This window comes from Aedoeadaptatus coli (assembly GCF_900343085.1).
GTDB classification, from domain to species: domain Bacteria; phylum Bacillota; class Clostridia; order Tissierellales; family Peptoniphilaceae; genus Aedoeadaptatus; species Aedoeadaptatus coli.
In genome coordinates this window covers 41,531-57,050 of sequence record NZ_OPYI01000013.1, presented here as the reverse complement: position 1 = coordinate 57,050, position 15,520 = coordinate 41,531, and the positions used below count along the sequence as shown (strand labels likewise).

The 15,520-nt window shown below is 52.9% G+C and carries 18 protein-coding genes; 17 read left to right on the top strand and 1 reads right to left on the bottom strand.

What is annotated here, in order from left to right; all coding sequences use genetic code 11:
- On the top strand, positions 1-251 hold a 251-nt coding region (locus DG046_RS09750; protein ID WP_199909602.1), incomplete at its 5' end, for a transposase.
- A 30-nt stretch (positions 252-281) separates the two neighbouring features.
- On the opposite strand, the gene rpsT is transcribed toward DG046_RS09750, so the two are convergent.
- Positions 282-545: a 30S ribosomal protein S20 gene (rpsT, locus tag DG046_RS07855; protein ID WP_108831955.1), complete on the bottom strand. Its 264-nt coding sequence runs from the start codon at positions 543-545 to the stop codon at positions 282-284.
- A 165-nt stretch (positions 546-710) separates the two neighbouring features.
- Here rpsT and lepB point away from each other — a divergent pair, with 165 nt between their 5' ends.
- From lepB to DG046_RS07775, 16 genes are all read left to right on the top strand, one after another.
- Positions 711-1,253 (top strand): signal peptidase I, encoded by a 543-nt coding sequence (gene lepB, locus DG046_RS07850; RefSeq protein WP_234411485.1) that lies wholly within the window; start codon positions 711-713, stop codon positions 1,251-1,253.
- Between the two features lie 21 nt (positions 1,254-1,274).
- Positions 1,275-3,083: a translation elongation factor 4 gene (gene lepA / locus DG046_RS07845; RefSeq protein ID WP_108831954.1), complete on the top strand. Its 1,809-nt coding sequence runs from the start codon at positions 1,275-1,277 to the stop codon at positions 3,081-3,083.
- A gap of 39 nt (positions 3,084-3,122) precedes the next feature.
- Complete coding sequence (hemW, locus tag DG046_RS07840) at positions 3,123-4,250, top strand: radical SAM family heme chaperone HemW (protein ID WP_108831953.1); 1,128 nt, start codon at positions 3,123-3,125, stop codon at positions 4,248-4,250.
- A 197-nt stretch (positions 4,251-4,447) separates the two neighbouring features.
- Complete coding sequence (gene hrcA, locus DG046_RS07835; protein ID WP_159082106.1) at positions 4,448-5,476, top strand: heat-inducible transcriptional repressor HrcA; 1,029 nt, start codon at positions 4,448-4,450, stop codon at positions 5,474-5,476.
- A 3-nt stretch (positions 5,477-5,479) separates the two neighbouring features.
- Positions 5,480-6,028 (top strand): nucleotide exchange factor GrpE, encoded by a 549-nt coding sequence (gene grpE / locus DG046_RS07830; RefSeq protein WP_159082105.1) that lies wholly within the window; start codon positions 5,480-5,482, stop codon positions 6,026-6,028.
- Positions 6,029-6,082: 54 nt separating this feature from the next.
- Positions 6,083-7,912, top strand: a complete 1,830-nt coding sequence (dnaK, locus tag DG046_RS07825) for a molecular chaperone DnaK (RefSeq protein WP_108831950.1) — start codon at positions 6,083-6,085, stop codon at positions 7,910-7,912.
- 112 nt (positions 7,913-8,024) lie between these two features.
- The gene (dnaJ, locus tag DG046_RS07820) at positions 8,025-9,149 is read left to right on the top strand and encodes a molecular chaperone DnaJ (RefSeq protein WP_108831960.1); all 1,125 of its coding nucleotides are present in this window, start codon (positions 8,025-8,027) and stop codon (positions 9,147-9,149) included.
- Positions 9,146-10,060 carry a 50S ribosomal protein L11 methyltransferase gene (gene prmA, locus DG046_RS07815; protein WP_108831949.1) on the top strand — a complete coding sequence of 305 codons (915 nt, stop codon included), beginning with the start codon at positions 9,146-9,148 and terminating at the stop codon, positions 10,058-10,060. Before dnaJ ends, prmA begins: the two co-directional genes overlap by 4 nt.
- Positions 10,057-10,791, top strand: coding sequence for an RsmE family RNA methyltransferase (locus tag DG046_RS07810; protein ID WP_108831948.1), 735 nt, complete (start codon positions 10,057-10,059; stop codon positions 10,789-10,791). The genes prmA and DG046_RS07810 overlap by 4 nt, the downstream gene beginning before the upstream one ends.
- Positions 10,778-12,100 (top strand): tRNA (N(6)-L-threonylcarbamoyladenosine(37)-C(2))-methylthiotransferase MtaB, encoded by a 1,323-nt coding sequence (gene mtaB, locus DG046_RS07805; protein ID WP_108831947.1) that lies wholly within the window; start codon positions 10,778-10,780, stop codon positions 12,098-12,100. Before DG046_RS07810 ends, mtaB begins: the two co-directional genes overlap by 14 nt.
- A complete protein-coding gene (locus DG046_RS07800; protein ID WP_108831946.1) occupies positions 12,081-12,419 on the top strand; it encodes a histidine triad nucleotide-binding protein in 339 nt (112 codons plus the stop codon). The genes mtaB and DG046_RS07800 overlap by 20 nt, the downstream gene beginning before the upstream one ends.
- A gap of 112 nt (positions 12,420-12,531) precedes the next feature.
- Positions 12,532-12,711 (top strand): 30S ribosomal protein S21, encoded by a 180-nt coding sequence (rpsU, locus tag DG046_RS07795; protein ID WP_068367335.1) that lies wholly within the window; start codon positions 12,532-12,534, stop codon positions 12,709-12,711.
- 16 nt (positions 12,712-12,727) lie between these two features.
- Positions 12,728-13,171 (top strand): GatB/YqeY domain-containing protein, encoded by a 444-nt coding sequence (locus DG046_RS07790; RefSeq protein WP_108831945.1) that lies wholly within the window; start codon positions 12,728-12,730, stop codon positions 13,169-13,171.
- 79 nt (positions 13,172-13,250) lie between these two features.
- Complete coding sequence (locus DG046_RS07785) at positions 13,251-13,928, top strand: NfeD family protein (protein WP_108831944.1); 678 nt, start codon at positions 13,251-13,253, stop codon at positions 13,926-13,928.
- A gap of 80 nt (positions 13,929-14,008) precedes the next feature.
- Entirely contained in the window at positions 14,009-15,001 is a 993-nt protein-coding gene (gene floA / locus DG046_RS07780; protein ID WP_108831943.1) for a flotillin-like protein FloA, read from the top strand.
- Positions 14,998-15,513, top strand: a complete 516-nt coding sequence (locus DG046_RS07775) for a hypothetical protein (protein ID WP_108831942.1) — start codon at positions 14,998-15,000, stop codon at positions 15,511-15,513. Before floA ends, DG046_RS07775 begins: the two co-directional genes overlap by 4 nt.
- The last annotated feature ends 7 nt before the right edge of the window (positions 15,514-15,520 follow it).

Here is a 15,520-nt window from a genome sequence, read left to right as displayed (position 1 = left end):
CCATCGAACGGCAATTCGGCAGCGCCAAAGAATACCATGGCCTTCGCTACACCAACCAGCGTGGACGAAAGAAAATGGACCTGAAAGCGGTGCTGACCTTTGCATGCATGAACATGAAAAAACTGGCACTAATGATGGATCGAAAAGAGCGGGACGGAGGAGGCGACGGCCCTTCTTTTGCTGATTTATGGAAAAAATACACAAAAAAGAGACAAACCCCGAGTTTTGTTCGGAGTTTGTCTGCAGTCTGAAACTGAAAACAGCTGTTTTCAGCTTTTCTCTTAGTTGGCGCGATTTAACTTTTTGGTCAAACGGCTCATGCGACGATCGGCCGCGTTTTTATGAATAACATTCTTGGATGCCGCTCTCTTGAGTTTTTTGTCGACAGCGCGGAGGAGATCTCTCGCTTCGTCGATATCACCTTTGTCAAGCGCTTCTTCGAACTTGCGAATGGACGTCTTAATGCCGGTTTTAACGGATTTATTGCGCAAGGTTTCTTTCTTCGTTCTGTCGATACGCTTAATTGCGGATTTAATATTTGCCATGATTCACCTCCGACTGTGATTTTATCCCTTTGGATACCTTAACTTGTAGAATTTTACCACATGGTCCGGCCTTTTGCAAGAAAGGCTTCGGGGAAGTTTACAAAAGATGTAGAAAACTCGGGTTTGTGGTAAAATGAATAGTCAGATTCAAGAAAGGGGAACATTTTGAAGCGAAAAGGAAAATCGTCTTCCACGGCGGTAGAAATGATAAAAATAGTAATTATGGCGGTGGTATTGGCCGTAGTCATCCGCCACTTCATCTTTAACACAACCATGGTCATCGGCCAAAGCATGGAACCGACACTGCACGAAAGGGAACGCATGATCTGTTTGGTCTTTCCCAATTACTTCTCCGATCCGAAGCGAGGCGACATCGTGATTATCGACGCGCCGGACGAGTCGGGGAAAGAATACGTGAAGCGCGTCATCGGCCTGCCCGGGGATCACATTCAAATCGAAGAGGGCAAGGTCTTCGTCAACGGCGTGCCTTTAAAGGAAAACTACACCCATCCCGGCGTATCCACGGGGATTTATCAGGACAAGGCCTGGGATATAAAAGAAGGCGAATTTTTCGTCATGGGGGACAATCGCCAACAGGGCATGTCCATCGACAGCCGCTACTTCGGCCCGGTGGAAAAGAAGCACGTAAGGTCCCGGGCGGCGCTGCGCTACTATCCCTTTTCGAAATTTACTGTATTTAGCCATTAACGGACGCATAAAGGAGGTACTATGACCGATCGTCAAAAAAACATTCGTAATTTCTCCATTATCGCCCATATCGATCACGGAAAGAGCACCTTGGCCGACCGACTCATCGAAAAGACCGGCATGCTTACGGAGCGGGAAATGGACGCCCAAGTGCTGGACTCCATGGCGCTTGAAAAAGAGCGGGGCATTACCATTAAGCTCAAGGCCGTGCGCCTCGTCCACGAACGAGACGGCGAAGAGTATATTTTAAATCTCATCGATACCCCGGGCCACGTGGACTTTAACTACGAGGTGTCCCGCTCCCTTGCGGCCTGTGAAGGGGCGCTGTTGGTCGTGGACTCTACCCAAGGGGTGGAGGCACAGACCTTGGCCAATGTGTACTTAGCCATGGATCAGGATTTGGAAATGGTGCCGGTCATCAACAAGATCGACTTGCCCTCGGCCCGCGTGGACGAAGTGAAAAAAGAAATCGAAGACATCGTCGCTCTGGACACGGAGCATGCGCCTTTAATCAGCGCGAAAAACGGCGTGGGCATCGACGATGTGCTGGACGCCATTATCGACGAGATTCCCGCGCCGACCGGGGATGCGAGTGCGCCACTAAAGGCGTTGATCTTCGATTCCATTTACGACAGCTACCGAGGCGTGGTTTGCTACGTGCGGATTTTCGACGGCAAAGTAAAGGCCGGGGACCGCATTAAAATGTGGGCTACGGAAAAAGAATTCGAAGTGGTGGAAGTGGGCGTCAATGCCAACGGAAGCATTCCTCTCAAGGAACTTTCCGCAGGCGATGTCGGCTACATTACGGCGAGCATTAAAAACGTAAAAGAAGCTCGGGTCGGCGACACGATCTACGATCCGGCCAATCCGCCGAAGGAAGCCCTGCCCGGCTACAAAAAAGTCGTGCCCATGGTCTACTCCGGCATCTATCCCGCGGAAGGGGAATCCTATACCGACGTGCGTGACGCCTTGGAAAAGCTCCAGGTCAACGACGCGGCCCTGGTATTCGATGCGGAAACCTCCGTGGCTCTGGGCTTCGGCTTCCGCTGCGGCTTCCTGGGACTTCTTCACATGGAAATCATTCAAGAGCGGCTGGAGCGGGAATTCGATTTGGACATTATTACCACGGCGCCTTCGGTTATCTACCGTGTGCACACCGTGGACGGGGAAATGGAAGAGATTCAAAACCCGTCGAACCTTCCCGATCCCACGGCCATCGAATACATGGAAGAGCCCTTTGTGCGGGCTGAAATCATGTCGCCCACGGACTACGTCGGCACCATTATGGAGCTCTGCCAAGAGCGCCGCGGCCGCTACATCAGCATGGACTATTTGGAAGAGACTCGCGTGGTAATCACCTACGAGTTGCCCTTAAACGAGGTCATTTACGATTTCTTCGACGCCTTAAAGAGCAAGACCAGGGGCTACGCCTCCTACGACTACGAGCTCATCGGCTACGAACAGGGCGATTTGGTGAAAATGGATATTCTCATCAACGGGGAATTGGTGGATGCCTTCTCCCTGATCGTTCACAAGGATAAGGCCTACGAGCGGGGCAGAAAAATTTGCGAGCGCCTCACCGGCGTCATTCCCCGCCATCAATTTGCCGTGCCCATTCAGGCGGCCATCGGCTCCAAAATCATCGCCAGAGAAACTATTCGCGCCGTCAGAAAAGACGTACTGGCCAAGTGCTACGGCGGCGACATTTCTCGGAAGCGAAAACTCTTGGAAAAGCAAAAGGAAGGGAAGAAGCGCATGCGCTCCATCGGCAATGTGGAAGTGCCTCAAGAAGCCTTCCTCGCCGTCCTCAAATACGACGAAGACAAATAAGAAAGGCGGACCTGAAAGGGTCCGTTTTTTGGAGGTTTTATGAAAAAGTCCCCGGGCATCTACATTCACGTGCCCTTTTGCGAAAAAAAGTGCGACTATTGCGATTTCTACTCCCTGGCGAAAAAGGGCGAGGCGGATTTCGACGACTACGCGGAAAATCTTATGAAAGAAATCGCGCTCTATGAAGAGGCCATGAGCATCGGCGTAAGCACGGTGTTTTTCGGTGGCGGCACCCCCTCCCTTATCGGCACGGATCGCCTTGTTGGGATCGTGGAAAAGCTGCACCCCTTTCTAAATGAAGGGGCAGAGATCACCATGGAGGGAAATCCCGAAAGCGTCCTTCGCCTCGACGTGGCCGCCCTCATCGACGCGGGCTTCAATCGCTTCAGCATGGGGGTTCAGAGCGCGTCGGACAGGCTGCTCAACATCATGGGCCGCATTCACGATAAAACGACTGCCGAGGACGCCTTTCATCATTTACGAGAGGGCGGGGCGAGAAACATCAATCTGGACTTCATCTCCTCCGTCCCTTCGGAGACCATGGAGGACGTGGCGGCGAGCCTCGCCATGATCGAGGTCCTGGATCCGGAACACGTGAGCCTTTACAGCCTGATCGTGGAGCCGGACACGGCCTTTTACCGCCGCTACGCAAAGTCGATGGAGGAAAGAGACGAGGCGGATCGCATCCACGTCCACGCCTACGAAAAAGGCCTCGCCGCTCTGGGCTATAAACAGTACGAGATTTCCAATTTCGAAAAAGGCGGTCATAGGTGCGCCCACAATTTAAATTACTGGCACTTAGGCGAATACATCGGCTTAGGCCCCGGTGCGAGCGGCCACTTAAACGCTCGGCGGTACAGAAACGTGCAAAATCTTTCCGCTTACAAGGAGGCTCTGCGCGAAAATCGTGTGCCCATTGAAGAGGAAGAAGTGCTCTCGCCCGTGGATCGGGACAACGAGTACACCATGCTGGGCCTACGGCTCAACGAGGGCATTCCCTTGGATGCGCCTCTGCCCTCCGGGGAGCGGTTTAAAGACGTGCACAAAGAGGCCATGGAAAAAAACATCAAGGGCGGCCTGATCGTTGTGAAAGACGATCGCCTGGTCCTCACGGACAGGGGAAGGGATCTCGCTAATCGGGTGGAAGTGGATTTCTTTCGCCTGTAAAGACTGTCTATTAAAAGATGAAAATTAAAAAGACCCGGAAATAAATCACCGGAAAATGCGCGAAAAAGATTCTTCGAAAGGGGAATCTTTTTTATTTTTAGCAATCGCCCTTGACAAGTGCTAAAACCGTGGTATACTAAGACCATAAGCGATTGGCACTCAATTGATTCAAGTGCTAATATGGAAAGGAGGTTATGTTGGACAAGAGAAAGACAGATATTTTAAACCTAATTATCGAGTCCTACATCGCCTCCCCGGTGCCCGTAGGCAGTCGCACCATTTCGAAATCCCCGACCCTCGCCGTATCCTCGGCGACCATACGGAACGAAATGAGCGATTTGGAAGCCTTGGGCCTTTTAGAAAAGCCCCACACTTCCGCCGGGCGCATTCCGTCCGAAGGCGCTTATCGATTTTATGTAGACGAATTGATTCCCGAGATCGATTCTCCGAAATCCCTCGTAACCCATTTCGAGGAGGCCATGCCCATGGAGCTCTACGGCTCCGAGGTTTTTTATTCCACCGCCGTGGAAGCCCTGGCCGATCACACGGAAAACTTGGCGCTCATGATGGTGCCGAGAAAAAGCGATCGCAGGCTGAAGTATTTGGACTTGATTCCCGTGAACGATCACATGGTCATGCTTCTCATCGTCGGCGACCGCGGTGTCGTCGTCAAGCGCATGATCGACTTAGGTTTCGGCGTCGACGAAGAAGAGCTGCGCTACGTTGCAGGCGTCCTATCCGATGCCTTCGTGGGCACCCCCTTCGATGCCATCGACGGCGTGAAATTCGTTCTCTCCGGAGAACTCGTGCGCTACGAATCCTTCGTCCTTCAAATCACCGAAATCCTTTCCCGCGTCATTCACGCGGTGGAAGAGGTGGATGTGGTCATAAGCGGCGTGGGCCATTTGTTTCGCTACGAAGAATTTCAAGATCCGGGGCGCATGAAATCCATGATGGATTACGTCCGGGACAAGGCGAATCTATTACGGCTTTTTAATCCCCTGCCGAGCGACGAAGCCATTCGCTTTCGCATCGGCTCGGAAAACACGGAAAAAAGCATGCAGAACAACAGTTTAATTAGTCGTATCTATCCGATGAACGGCACAGATTGGGGCGCAATCGCCTTAATCGGTCCCGTGCGGATGAACTATAGAAAGTCGGCAAATTCCCTGATGGCATTTACCGACGCACTGTCGAGGCGACTTGGGAAAAGAACGTTGAGGTGAGAAGTGGTAGTAAATAATAACGATATGCCGAAGGACATGGATCCGACGGAAGAAGAAATGAAACAAACCGAAGAGACCGAAGCGACCGAAGCAACTGAAAATGAAGTGGCGGAAGATGCGTCGGAAAAAGACGAGCGCATCGCGGAGCTGGAAGAACGCTACCTGCGTCTGCAGGCGGATTACAGCAATTTCCGCCGGCGCAGCGGCGAAGAAAAGCAGCAAATGCATCTCTTGGGCATGGAAAAATTGGCCCTGGACATTCTGCCCATTCTGGACAATTTCGAACGGGCCCTGGCCACAGACGATGTGAAAGACGAAAAGTTTTACGAAGGTATGCGGATGATCGCCGATCAGTTCCGAGGCGAACTGGCGAAAAACGACATCGTGGAAATCGACGCGCTGAACGCGCCCTTTGACCCGAATCTGCATCACGCCGTCATGATCGAAGAAAAAGAAGGCGTCGAAGCCGATGTGGTCATCGACGTTTTGCAAAAGGGCTACAAGCTGAAAGACCGCGTCATTCGACCGGCCATGGTGAAGGTCTCAAAATAATATAGATTAACAAAGGTACACTCAGAAAACACGTACATTCAGGAGGAAATGAATATGGCAAAAATTATTGGTATTGACTTAGGTACAACGAACTCCGCCGTCGCAGTTATGGAAGGCGGCCAATCGACGATTATCCCCAACATCGAAGGCAACCGGACCACCCCGTCCATCGTGGCTTTCACCAAAGACGGCGAACGCCTCGTCGGCGAAACGGCGAAGCGCCAAGCCATCACGAACCCGGACAGAACCGTGGCATCCATTAAGCGCCATATGGGCAGCGACCACAAGGTCACCATCGACGGCAAGGATTACTCGCCGCAAGAAATCTCGGCCATGATTTTACAAAAATTAAAATCCGACGCCGAAAGCTATTTAGGCGAAACCATTACCGAAGCGGTCATCACCGTGCCCGCCTACTTTACCGACGCTCAACGTCAAGCGACGAAAGACGCCGGACGCATCGCCGGTCTCGACGTCAAGCGTATCGTAAACGAACCGACGGCAGCCGCCCTCGCCTACGGCGAAGATAAGGACACGGACTCCAGCATGGTTATGATTTACGACTTAGGCGGCGGCACCTTCGACGTGTCCATCTTGGAACTTTCCGACGGCGTCTTCGAAGTACAATCTACGCGCGGCAACAACAAATTAGGCGGCGACGACTTCGACGAAAAGATCATCGACTGGATCGCCGACAGCTTCAAGAAGGAAAACGGCGTCGACTTAAAGGCCGACCGCATGAGCTTGCAACGTTTGAAAGAAGCGGCAGAAAAGGCAAAGAAAGAACTTTCTTCCACCATGAGCACCAACATTAACCTGCCCTTCATTACCGCCACGGCCGAAGGTCCCTTGCACTTGAACATGGACCTTTCCCGCGCGAAATTCGACGAATTGACAGGAGACCTCGTCAAGAAAACCGAAGGCCCGGTAAAGGAAGCCTTAAAAGACGCCAACCTTTCCGCATCGGACATCGACAAAGTCCTCTTGGTCGGCGGCTCCACCCGTATCCCCGCCGTACAAAACTTGGTGAAGACCTTGATCGGCAAGGATCCCCAAAAAGACATCAACCCGGACGAATGTGTCGCCTTAGGCGCAGCCATTCAAGCCGGCGTATTGAGCGGCGATGTAAAAGACTTGCTCCTCTTAGACGTAACGCCCCTTTCCTTAGGGATCGAAACCATGGGCAATGTCACCACCCGCTTAATCGAACGCAACACCACCATCCCCACGAAGAAGAGCCAAACCTTCACCACGGCTGCCGACAATCAAACCAGCGTCGACATTCACGTGCTTCAAGGGGAACGTCAAATGGCACAAGACAATGTGACCTTGGGCCGCTTCCAATTAGACGGCATCGCACCGGCGCGTCGAGGCGTACCGCAAATCGAAGTCACCTTCGACATCGACGCCAACGGCATCGTCAACGTCAGCGCCAAGGACTTAGGCACGGGCAAGGAACAACACATTACCATTACCTCTTCCTCCAATCTGACGGAAGATGAAATCAAGGAAAAAGTTCGCGAAGCCGAAGTTCACGCCGAAGAAGACAAGAAGAAGAAAGAAGCCATCGAAATCAAAAACAACGCCGACTCCGTCATCTATGCGTCCGAAAACGCGCTCAAGGATGTGGACGGCAAGATTTCCGATGAAGACAAGAAGAAAGTTGAAGACGCCATCGAAGACTTGAAGAGCGTCAAAGATACGGACGATATCGACGCCATCAAGGCCAAGACCGAAGCCCTTCAAACGGCTTTCCAATCGGTATCGGAAGAACTTTATAAACAAGCCCAAGCGCAAGCAAACGAACAAGGTGAAGAAGCGAAAGCTGACGACGATGTAGTCGATGCCGATTATGAAGTAGTCGACGACGAAGACGATAAGTAATGACTTGGGTAAAAAGGGCACTTCGGTGCTCTTTTTTTGTTTAGAATCTTTTAAAGTCGCGGGAGATAGGATATGATAATACTATTTGAGCGAAGAGAAAGAGATGGTGTCTATGAGAGATTTTTACAAGATTTTAGAGATCGAGCGCACCGCCACGGCGGCGGAAATTAAAAAAGCATACAGAAAAAAAGCGAAGCAATACCACCCGGATTTGCACCCGGGAGACGAAGAGGCGGAGCACAAGTTTAAAGAAGTCAATCTCGCCTACGAAGTGTTAAGCGACGAAACCAAGCGCAGCACCTACGACGTCTACGGCGAAGAGGGCATTAAAAACGACTACGCCTCCGGCGGATTCTCCGGCGGCTTCGGCGATATTTTCGGCGACCTCTTCGACATGTTCGGCGGCGGCTTCGGCGCGAATTTTTCCGGCGGCAATCAAGCCAAGGCGCCCAGAGACGGCGCCCACATCCGCTACGATATTAATCTGACCTTTAAAGAAGCGGTATTCGGCACGGAAAAAGACATTCAGATCCGCCGCACGGAAAATTGTTCCCACTGCCACGGCACCGGCGCCGAAGACGAGACGAAGATCCACACCTGCGAAACCTGCGGCGGCAGCGGCCAAGTGCGCCAATCCACCGCCTCGGCCTTCGGCCGCTTTATGCGCGTGGTGCCCTGTGATACCTGCGGCGGCACGGGGACTGTCATTGAAGAGCCCTGCAAGCACTGCAAGGGCAGCGGCAAAGAGACGGTAAACAAAAAACTTCACTTGCGCATTCCCGCAGGCGTCGACGATCAAAGCATTATGACCATGGCCGGTGAAGGCCACGCCGGCGACAACGGCGGCCAGGCCGGCACGGTGTACGTGTACCTTCACGTGGAAGAAGACGACATCTTTACGCGAAGAGGCAATAATTTATACGTAGACATTCCCATTCGCTACGAAGACGCCGTCTTAGGCGGCACCATCAAAGTGCCTACCTTAAAAGAAATCATCGACTACGACATTCCAGCCGGCACCCAAAGCGGCAAAGACTTCCGCATCCAAGGGGAAGGCGTGCCCTTCCTGCGCAGAAAAGGTGCCGGGGATTTGATCTTTACGGTGAAAATCCTCGTTCCCACGAAAGTGTCCGCCGAAGAGCGGGAGCTTTTAGAACAGCTGCGCAGCGAGGTGGGCAACAAGAAGACCGAGCAGGAAAAGGGATTTTTACAAAAACTAAAGGACTTTTTTGAATGACAATGTACCACATGCTGAAACTCAGCGGCGAACGGTCGCGGCAAGAAGAAGGAGAGATCCTCCTTCAGTCCATGGGCGTGGACAGCTACGAAGTGATTTCCGCCGACGCCATCGACAATTTAAAGGACGGTGCCTTTATTTGGGACTGCATCGACGAGGACCTTGTTCAGGCTCCGGCGGACAGCTTTGAACTGAAGGCCTATTTCGATTCCGAAGAATCGGACGCCATGGAAAAAATCGCGGCGGAAGCAAAGGCGAAGGGCTTTTCCGTGGACACGGAAGCCGTGGCGGATCAGGACTGGGCCAACGACTGGAAGCGCTACTTCCATCCCATCGCCGTCGACGAGGGCCTCTCCATCGTGCCGACCTGGGAAGATTACGACGCCCGTGACGGCGAAAAAATCCTGTGGCTGGATCCTGGCATGGCTTTCGGAAGCGGCAATCACGCCACGAGCTTTCTCTGCGCCCGCTACCTGAGGCGCTACGTGAAGCCGGGGGATTCCGTCATCGACATCGGCTGCGGAAGCGGCATCTTGTCTCTCGTCGCCGCCATCTCCGGCGCAGAGAAGGTCATCGCCGGGGATTTGGATCCCCAGTGCATCGAAGCCACAAAGGAAAACGCGGCGAAGAATCAACTGGAAGATAAAATCGACGTGCGCCTCGGCGACCTCTTTCAGGTGGTGAACGAAGAGGCCGATGTGGTGGTGAGCAATATTTTCGCCGAAGTGATCATCGGCATGGCAAAGGACGTGTACCGCCACGTGAAGCCCGAGGGCATTTACATCGCCTCGGGAATATTAAAAGAAAAACTCGAGGACGTAAAGGCGGCCTTGGTGAAAGAAGGCTTTGCGATTCTCGAGAGCGAAACGAAGGGCGATTGGTCGGCTGTCGCGGCGAGGCGAATCAAATGAGGCATTTCTTTGTAGACGAGAAGCCCGTCGTGGGCGAGCGTGCGATTTTGCGGGATGAAGACAGGGATCACCTGCTTCGGGTCCTGCGGGCCAAGGAAGGGGACGTTCTTCAAATTGCATGGAACGAAAGCCTCTTTCGGGGAACCCTCGAGATCATCGGCGGCGAGGCCTTCGTGCGCGTAGAAGAAGCCGTAGAAGAAAAAGATGTGTCTACGCGGCTTTTCCTGGCTCAGGGCGTGGGAAAAAATCAAAAGACGGAGACCGTGTTGAAACACGCCACGGAATGCGGCATCGACGGCTTTATTCCCCTGCAAATGGATCGATCCGTTTCCAATCTCACAAAGAAGTATGATGGGAAGAAGGCCCGCTTCGAAAAAATTGCCGAAGAGGCGGCGAAGCAATCCAATCGGCGAAAGGTGCCCGTTGTCGGCGATTTGCTCACCGTGGACGGGCTTATCGCCGCGGCCGGTCCCGACGATTTGCTCCTCGTCTGCTACGAAGGGGAGGCGGCGGTAGAAATCGAAGATGCGGATCTCGACTCAGCGGAGAAAGTCTATGTGATCATCGGGCCGGAAGGGGGCTTTTCCGAAAGGGAAGTGGCCCTCTTGCATGATGCGAAGGCGCAGTTTATTACCATGGGCGAGCGAATCCTGCGCACGGAAACGGCGGGAATCGTGGCATCCTATGTCATCAAGCGAAAAATAGAAAGGGGCGTTCATGCGGCGATTTAAAACCTATACACTGGGCTGTAAAGTCAATCAATACGAAACGGAAGCCGTGGAAGAAATGCTCGAAAGAGAAGGCTATGCCCACGACGGTTCCATGGACGTGGATCTGGCGATCATCAACACCTGCACGGTGACCAACGAAAGCGACCGAAAGAGCCGCCAGATCATTCGCCGACACAAGCGGGAAAATCCCCAATGCAAAGTGGTGGTCATCGGCTGCTACGCCCAGGTTTCCGCCGAGGAAGTGGCGAAGATCGACGGCGTGGATTTGGTGCTGGGCACGAAAGATCGCGCCGCCCTGCCCGGCTATGTGGAGGCGCTCTTTCAGGGCGCGGATCAAATCGTTCACGTCGAGGCCCACGAGCAAGGGGATGGTTTCGAGCATTTAGAGATAAAAGAAATCGAAGACCATACCCGCGCCTACATGAAGGTGCAGGACGGCTGCAATCAATACTGCGCCTACTGCATTATTCCCTACGCCCGGGGCTTTATCCGCTCTCGGGACATGGACGACGCATTGATAGAAGCGAAGCGCCTGGCTGCAAGCGGCTTTAAAGAAATCGTCCTGACGGGGATCCACGTGGGCAGCTACGGAAAAGATCTTTCCGAAGACGTGGCCCTTGTGGATCTCATCGAGGCCATGGATGAAGTGGAAGGGATCGAGCGCATTCGCCTCTCCTCCATCGAGCCCATGACCATGACCGACGACTTTTTGAACCGCGTGGCCAAGCTGAAGCGTTTTATGCCCCATTTCCACCTGTCTCTGCAAAGCGGCGCAGAAAAAACCCTGCGGGAGATGAATCGCAACTACACCCCCGAAGAATATCGGGACACGGTGCGGCGCATCCGGCGCGTCTTTCCCGATGCCGGGCTCACCACCGATGTGATCGTGGGCTTTCCCGGCGAAAGTGAAGAAGATTTCGAGGAGAGCTTGGATTTCGTCGAGGAAATGGGCTTTTCCCGTCTCCACGTCTTTCCTTACAGCATGCGGAAAAACACACCGGCCGCCAACAGAAAGGATCAAATCCCCGGCCCGGTGAAAAAAGAGCGGGCCGCCCGCATGATCGCTCTCGGAGACAAACTCGCCGCGGATTTCGTAAAAGACAGAATCGGCAAGACCTATCCCGTGCTCTTTGAAGAGAAAAAAGACGACAAAAATTACGGCTACACCCCCAACTACATTTACCTGTCCGTAGAGGGAAAAGAAGATCTGAGAAACACCCTTGAATATGTTACAATTGAGGGAGAAAGAGGCGGTGAAATCACCGGCCGAATCAGAAAGGAGCATGCCAATGGATTGTCTATTTTGTAAGATCATCGAAGGCGAAATTCCTTCCCAATGCTTGTACGAAGACGACAAGGTCTACGTCTTTAAAGACATTGAACCTCAGGCGCCGGTACACTTCTTGGTGATTCCGAAAAAACACATCGACTCCCTCGATGCCATGGAAGACGAAGACAGCGAACTCATCGGCTACGTGTTTAAAAAGATTCGCGACTTGGCAAGGGAAGAAGGCCTCGAAAACGGCTACCGCGTCGTACACAATATCGGCGAAGACGGCGGCCAGTCGGTAAAACACATGCACTTCCACGTTTTAGGCGGAAGAAGCCTGCAATGGCCACCGGGTTAAATCATTGAAAAACCTTAGGATTTGTTGAATTCCCCTTTCGAAACGTGTATAATAGTTAAGAATTTAGCCGAAAAGGCTATTCACTCTTTTCAAAAAGAGGGGAGGGGAAATCATGTCGGAAATCCGCGTTGGAGAAAACGAGTCTTTAGAATCTGCCTTAAAAAGATTTAAAAGACAATGTGCTTCCAGTGGTGTTTTGAAAGAAGTTCGCAAGCGCGAACACTACGAAAAACCCAGTGTAAAGCGTAAGAAAAAATCTGAGGAAGCACGCAGAAAAAAACGTAAATACTAATTGAGAAGGTGTTATTTTGTCTTTAAAAGAAACCTTAATGCAGGATTTAAAAACTGCAATGAAGACGAAGGATAAGAGAGCGAAAGATACGATCACCATGGTGCGCGCCGCGATTAAACAAAAAGAAGTGGACGAACGCGTCGAACTGGACGACGAAGGCGTACTCAAAGTGCTGTCCAAGGAAATCAAGGAACGCTGGGGAAGCATCGAAGAATTCGAAAAAGCCGGCCGCGACGATTTGGTTGAAAGCACGAAGGCGGAAATCGACGTTCTCATGAAATACATGCCCGAACAATTATCGGAAGAAGAGCTTGAAAAGTTGATTCGCCAAGTGATGGAAGAAAACAACATCACGGAGAAAAAACAAATGGGTCTTCTCATGAAAAACATTATGCCGAAAGTGCAAGGTCGCGCCGACGGAAAGGCGGTTAACGCAATCGTCAATCGCATTTTAAATTAAAGTAACCCGGAGAGCCTCTCCGGGTTACTTTCGATTACGCATAATTTCCTCGGGTATAAATAAATGGGGAGGTGTGGGCATGAAAATTTTTTTAACGTCGCTTGTTTCTCTTTTCGCGGCGACGCCGGTTTACGCGGCGGGCCCCGGCGCCGATCTTCTGCCCTGGCTTAGGTCGGCCATGGTCATCGTGGGTCTGGCGAGTTTTACCTACGCCCTATTTTCCAAAGAATTTTCAAAAAGCTGGATCTTCGGCGTGGCCGCCATGCTGATCTACTTCATCACGGGAATCTTCGGCGGCGCGGCGTCGGTTATCACCCTGCTTTTGTTTTTGGCGAGCGGCGTCCTCGTCCTTGTGGAGGCCATCGTGCCGGGATTCGGCATCGCCGGCATCAGCGGCATCGTTTTGTTTTTTATCTCCCTCGCTCTGGCCATGGACAACGGCGTGCAGGCCTTGTTCACTTTTTTCCTTTCCGCCGTCGTCGTGCTCTTAATGGCCCGAGGGCTGTGGGAAAAAGGCGAGAGCCTGCCCATGGTGAAGCGCCTCATGGGGCAAGATACGCCTAAAAGGGAAAAGCTCATGCCGTGGAAAGTGGGGGACGTGGGCCTTTCAAGAACGCAGTTGCGCCCGGAAGGGATCGGGGAATTTAACGGCGAGGAAGTCACCGTGCGCTCCACCGGCCCCTTAATCGAAGGCCACCGAAAAATCGAGATTGTGTCCGTTCGCGGGCGCACCATTTTCGTGAGAGAGGTGGACTGATTTCGCTCCGCCTCTTTCGATGAATGTACTTATAAGAAAAACGCAGCAGAAATAATTGATTTATCAGAGGAGGAATTCCAATGGGACTCGGTACTATTTTCGGCGCAATCATCGCCTTTGTCATCGTCGTCTTTTTACTCGTCGTACTCACCATGGTGCCCATCGGCCTGTGGGTGACGGCCTTTTTCTCCGGCGTAAAAGTGCGGATGAGCGACCTCATCGGCATGCGCCTGCGCCGCGTAAAACCCCGTCGAATCGTCAACCCCATGATCAAGGCCACGAAAGCCGGCATGGGCTTAAACATCGGCTCTGTCGAAGGCCACTACCTGGCCGGGGGCAATGTGGATGCCGTTGTTGATGCGCTCATCGCCGCCCAACGGGCCGACATAGAATTGAATTTTGAAGAGGCCGCCGCCATCGACTTGGCGGGCAGAGATGTCTTGGAAGCGGTGCAAGTGAGCGTTAATCCGAAAGTGATCGAGACGCCGAAAATTTCCGCCGTGGCCCAAGACGGCATCGAGGTCTTGGTCATCGCCAAAGTTACGGTACGGGCCAATATCGACCGCCTCGTCGGCGGGGCCGGGGAAGAAACCATTATCGCCCGTGTCGGCGAAGGCATCGTCACCACCGTAGGCTCGTCGAGAACCTACAAGGAAGTGTTGGAAAACCCGGATAATATTTCCCGCGTGGTCCTCGAAAAGGGATTGGACTCGGGCACGGCTTACGAAATTTTATCCATCGACATCGCCGACGTGGACGTGGCGCGAAACATCGGCGCCCGCCTGCAAACGGACCAAGCGGAAGCGGACAAGCGCATTGCCGAAGCGAAGGCATCGGAACGCCGCTCCATGGCCATCGCCAGGGAACAGGAAATGCGCGCGGAAGTGGAAGCCATGCGCGCCCGCGTCGTGGAAGCCCAATCGGAAGTGCCCAGGGCTTTAGCGGAAGCATTGAAATCCGGAAATCTCTCCGTGGGCGGTTACTACGAGCTTGAAAACCTAAAGAGCGACACGGCCATGCGGGAAGCCATCGCCGGCGGAGACAAAAAGAAAATCGACGAGGCTCGTGAATGAACAGCCTCCTTCCCATCATCCTCATCGCGCTCTTCGGTCTGATTAAAAGCCGCATGGAAGAAAGCCGCGGCACGGAGGCGAAGAAGAAATCCCGTGGCGTGGGGCTGCCCGATGAGATGCAGCAGGCCATAAAAGAGTTTCAGGGAACAAAGGAAAAGACGGGAAGAGGCCACGACCGGGAGGCGGATTATAAGGATCTGCCCATCGAGGTGCAGCGGGCCATAAAAAGTTTTCAACAACCCGAGGCAAAGCCGGCGAAAAAAGAAACCCGCGCTCGGGAAAAAGAACGGCTGAAAAAGAAGCGGCTAATGGATGACGCGGCATTGAAAGAGGCCACGGAAGCGGCCCTCGCCGCCCATCGTGCCGAAGAAGAGGCTCCCGTCGCGCCCGCAACTGTGGATCCGGAGGCCGCGAAGCCCTCGCCCTTTGCCGCCATCGAACGGTTCGACGAGGCCTACCGGCCGTTTATTTACAGCGAAGTATTTGACAAACCCAAGTGTAAACGTAAGTAAAGGAGAC

Coding starts and splice junctions, on each gene's coding strand:
- prmA (WP_108831949.1), top strand. CDS start 9,146: ATGACAATGTACCACATGCTGAAACTCAGCGGCGAACGGTCGCGGCAA.
- floA (WP_108831943.1), top strand. CDS start 14,009: ATGGGACTCGGTACTATTTTCGGCGCAATCATCGCCTTTGTCATCGTC.
- DG046_RS07775 (WP_108831942.1), top strand. CDS start 14,998: ATGAACAGCCTCCTTCCCATCATCCTCATCGCGCTCTTCGGTCTGATT.
- DG046_RS07800 (WP_108831946.1), top strand. CDS start 12,081: ATGGATTGTCTATTTTGTAAGATCATCGAAGGCGAAATTCCTTCCCAA.
- rpsU (WP_068367335.1), top strand. CDS start 12,532: ATGTCGGAAATCCGCGTTGGAGAAAACGAGTCTTTAGAATCTGCCTTA.
- DG046_RS07785 (WP_108831944.1), top strand. CDS start 13,251: ATGAAAATTTTTTTAACGTCGCTTGTTTCTCTTTTCGCGGCGACGCCG.
- lepA (WP_108831954.1), top strand. CDS start 1,275: ATGACCGATCGTCAAAAAAACATTCGTAATTTCTCCATTATCGCCCAT.
- DG046_RS07810 (WP_108831948.1), top strand. CDS start 10,057: ATGAGGCATTTCTTTGTAGACGAGAAGCCCGTCGTGGGCGAGCGTGCG.
- hemW (WP_108831953.1), top strand. CDS start 3,123: ATGAAAAAGTCCCCGGGCATCTACATTCACGTGCCCTTTTGCGAAAAA.
- mtaB (WP_108831947.1), top strand. CDS start 10,778: ATGCGGCGATTTAAAACCTATACACTGGGCTGTAAAGTCAATCAATAC.
- dnaK (WP_108831950.1), top strand. CDS start 6,083: ATGGCAAAAATTATTGGTATTGACTTAGGTACAACGAACTCCGCCGTC.
- dnaJ (WP_108831960.1), top strand. CDS start 8,025: ATGAGAGATTTTTACAAGATTTTAGAGATCGAGCGCACCGCCACGGCG.
- rpsT (WP_108831955.1), bottom strand. CDS start 545: ATGGCAAATATTAAATCCGCAATTAAGCGTATCGACAGAACGAAGAAA.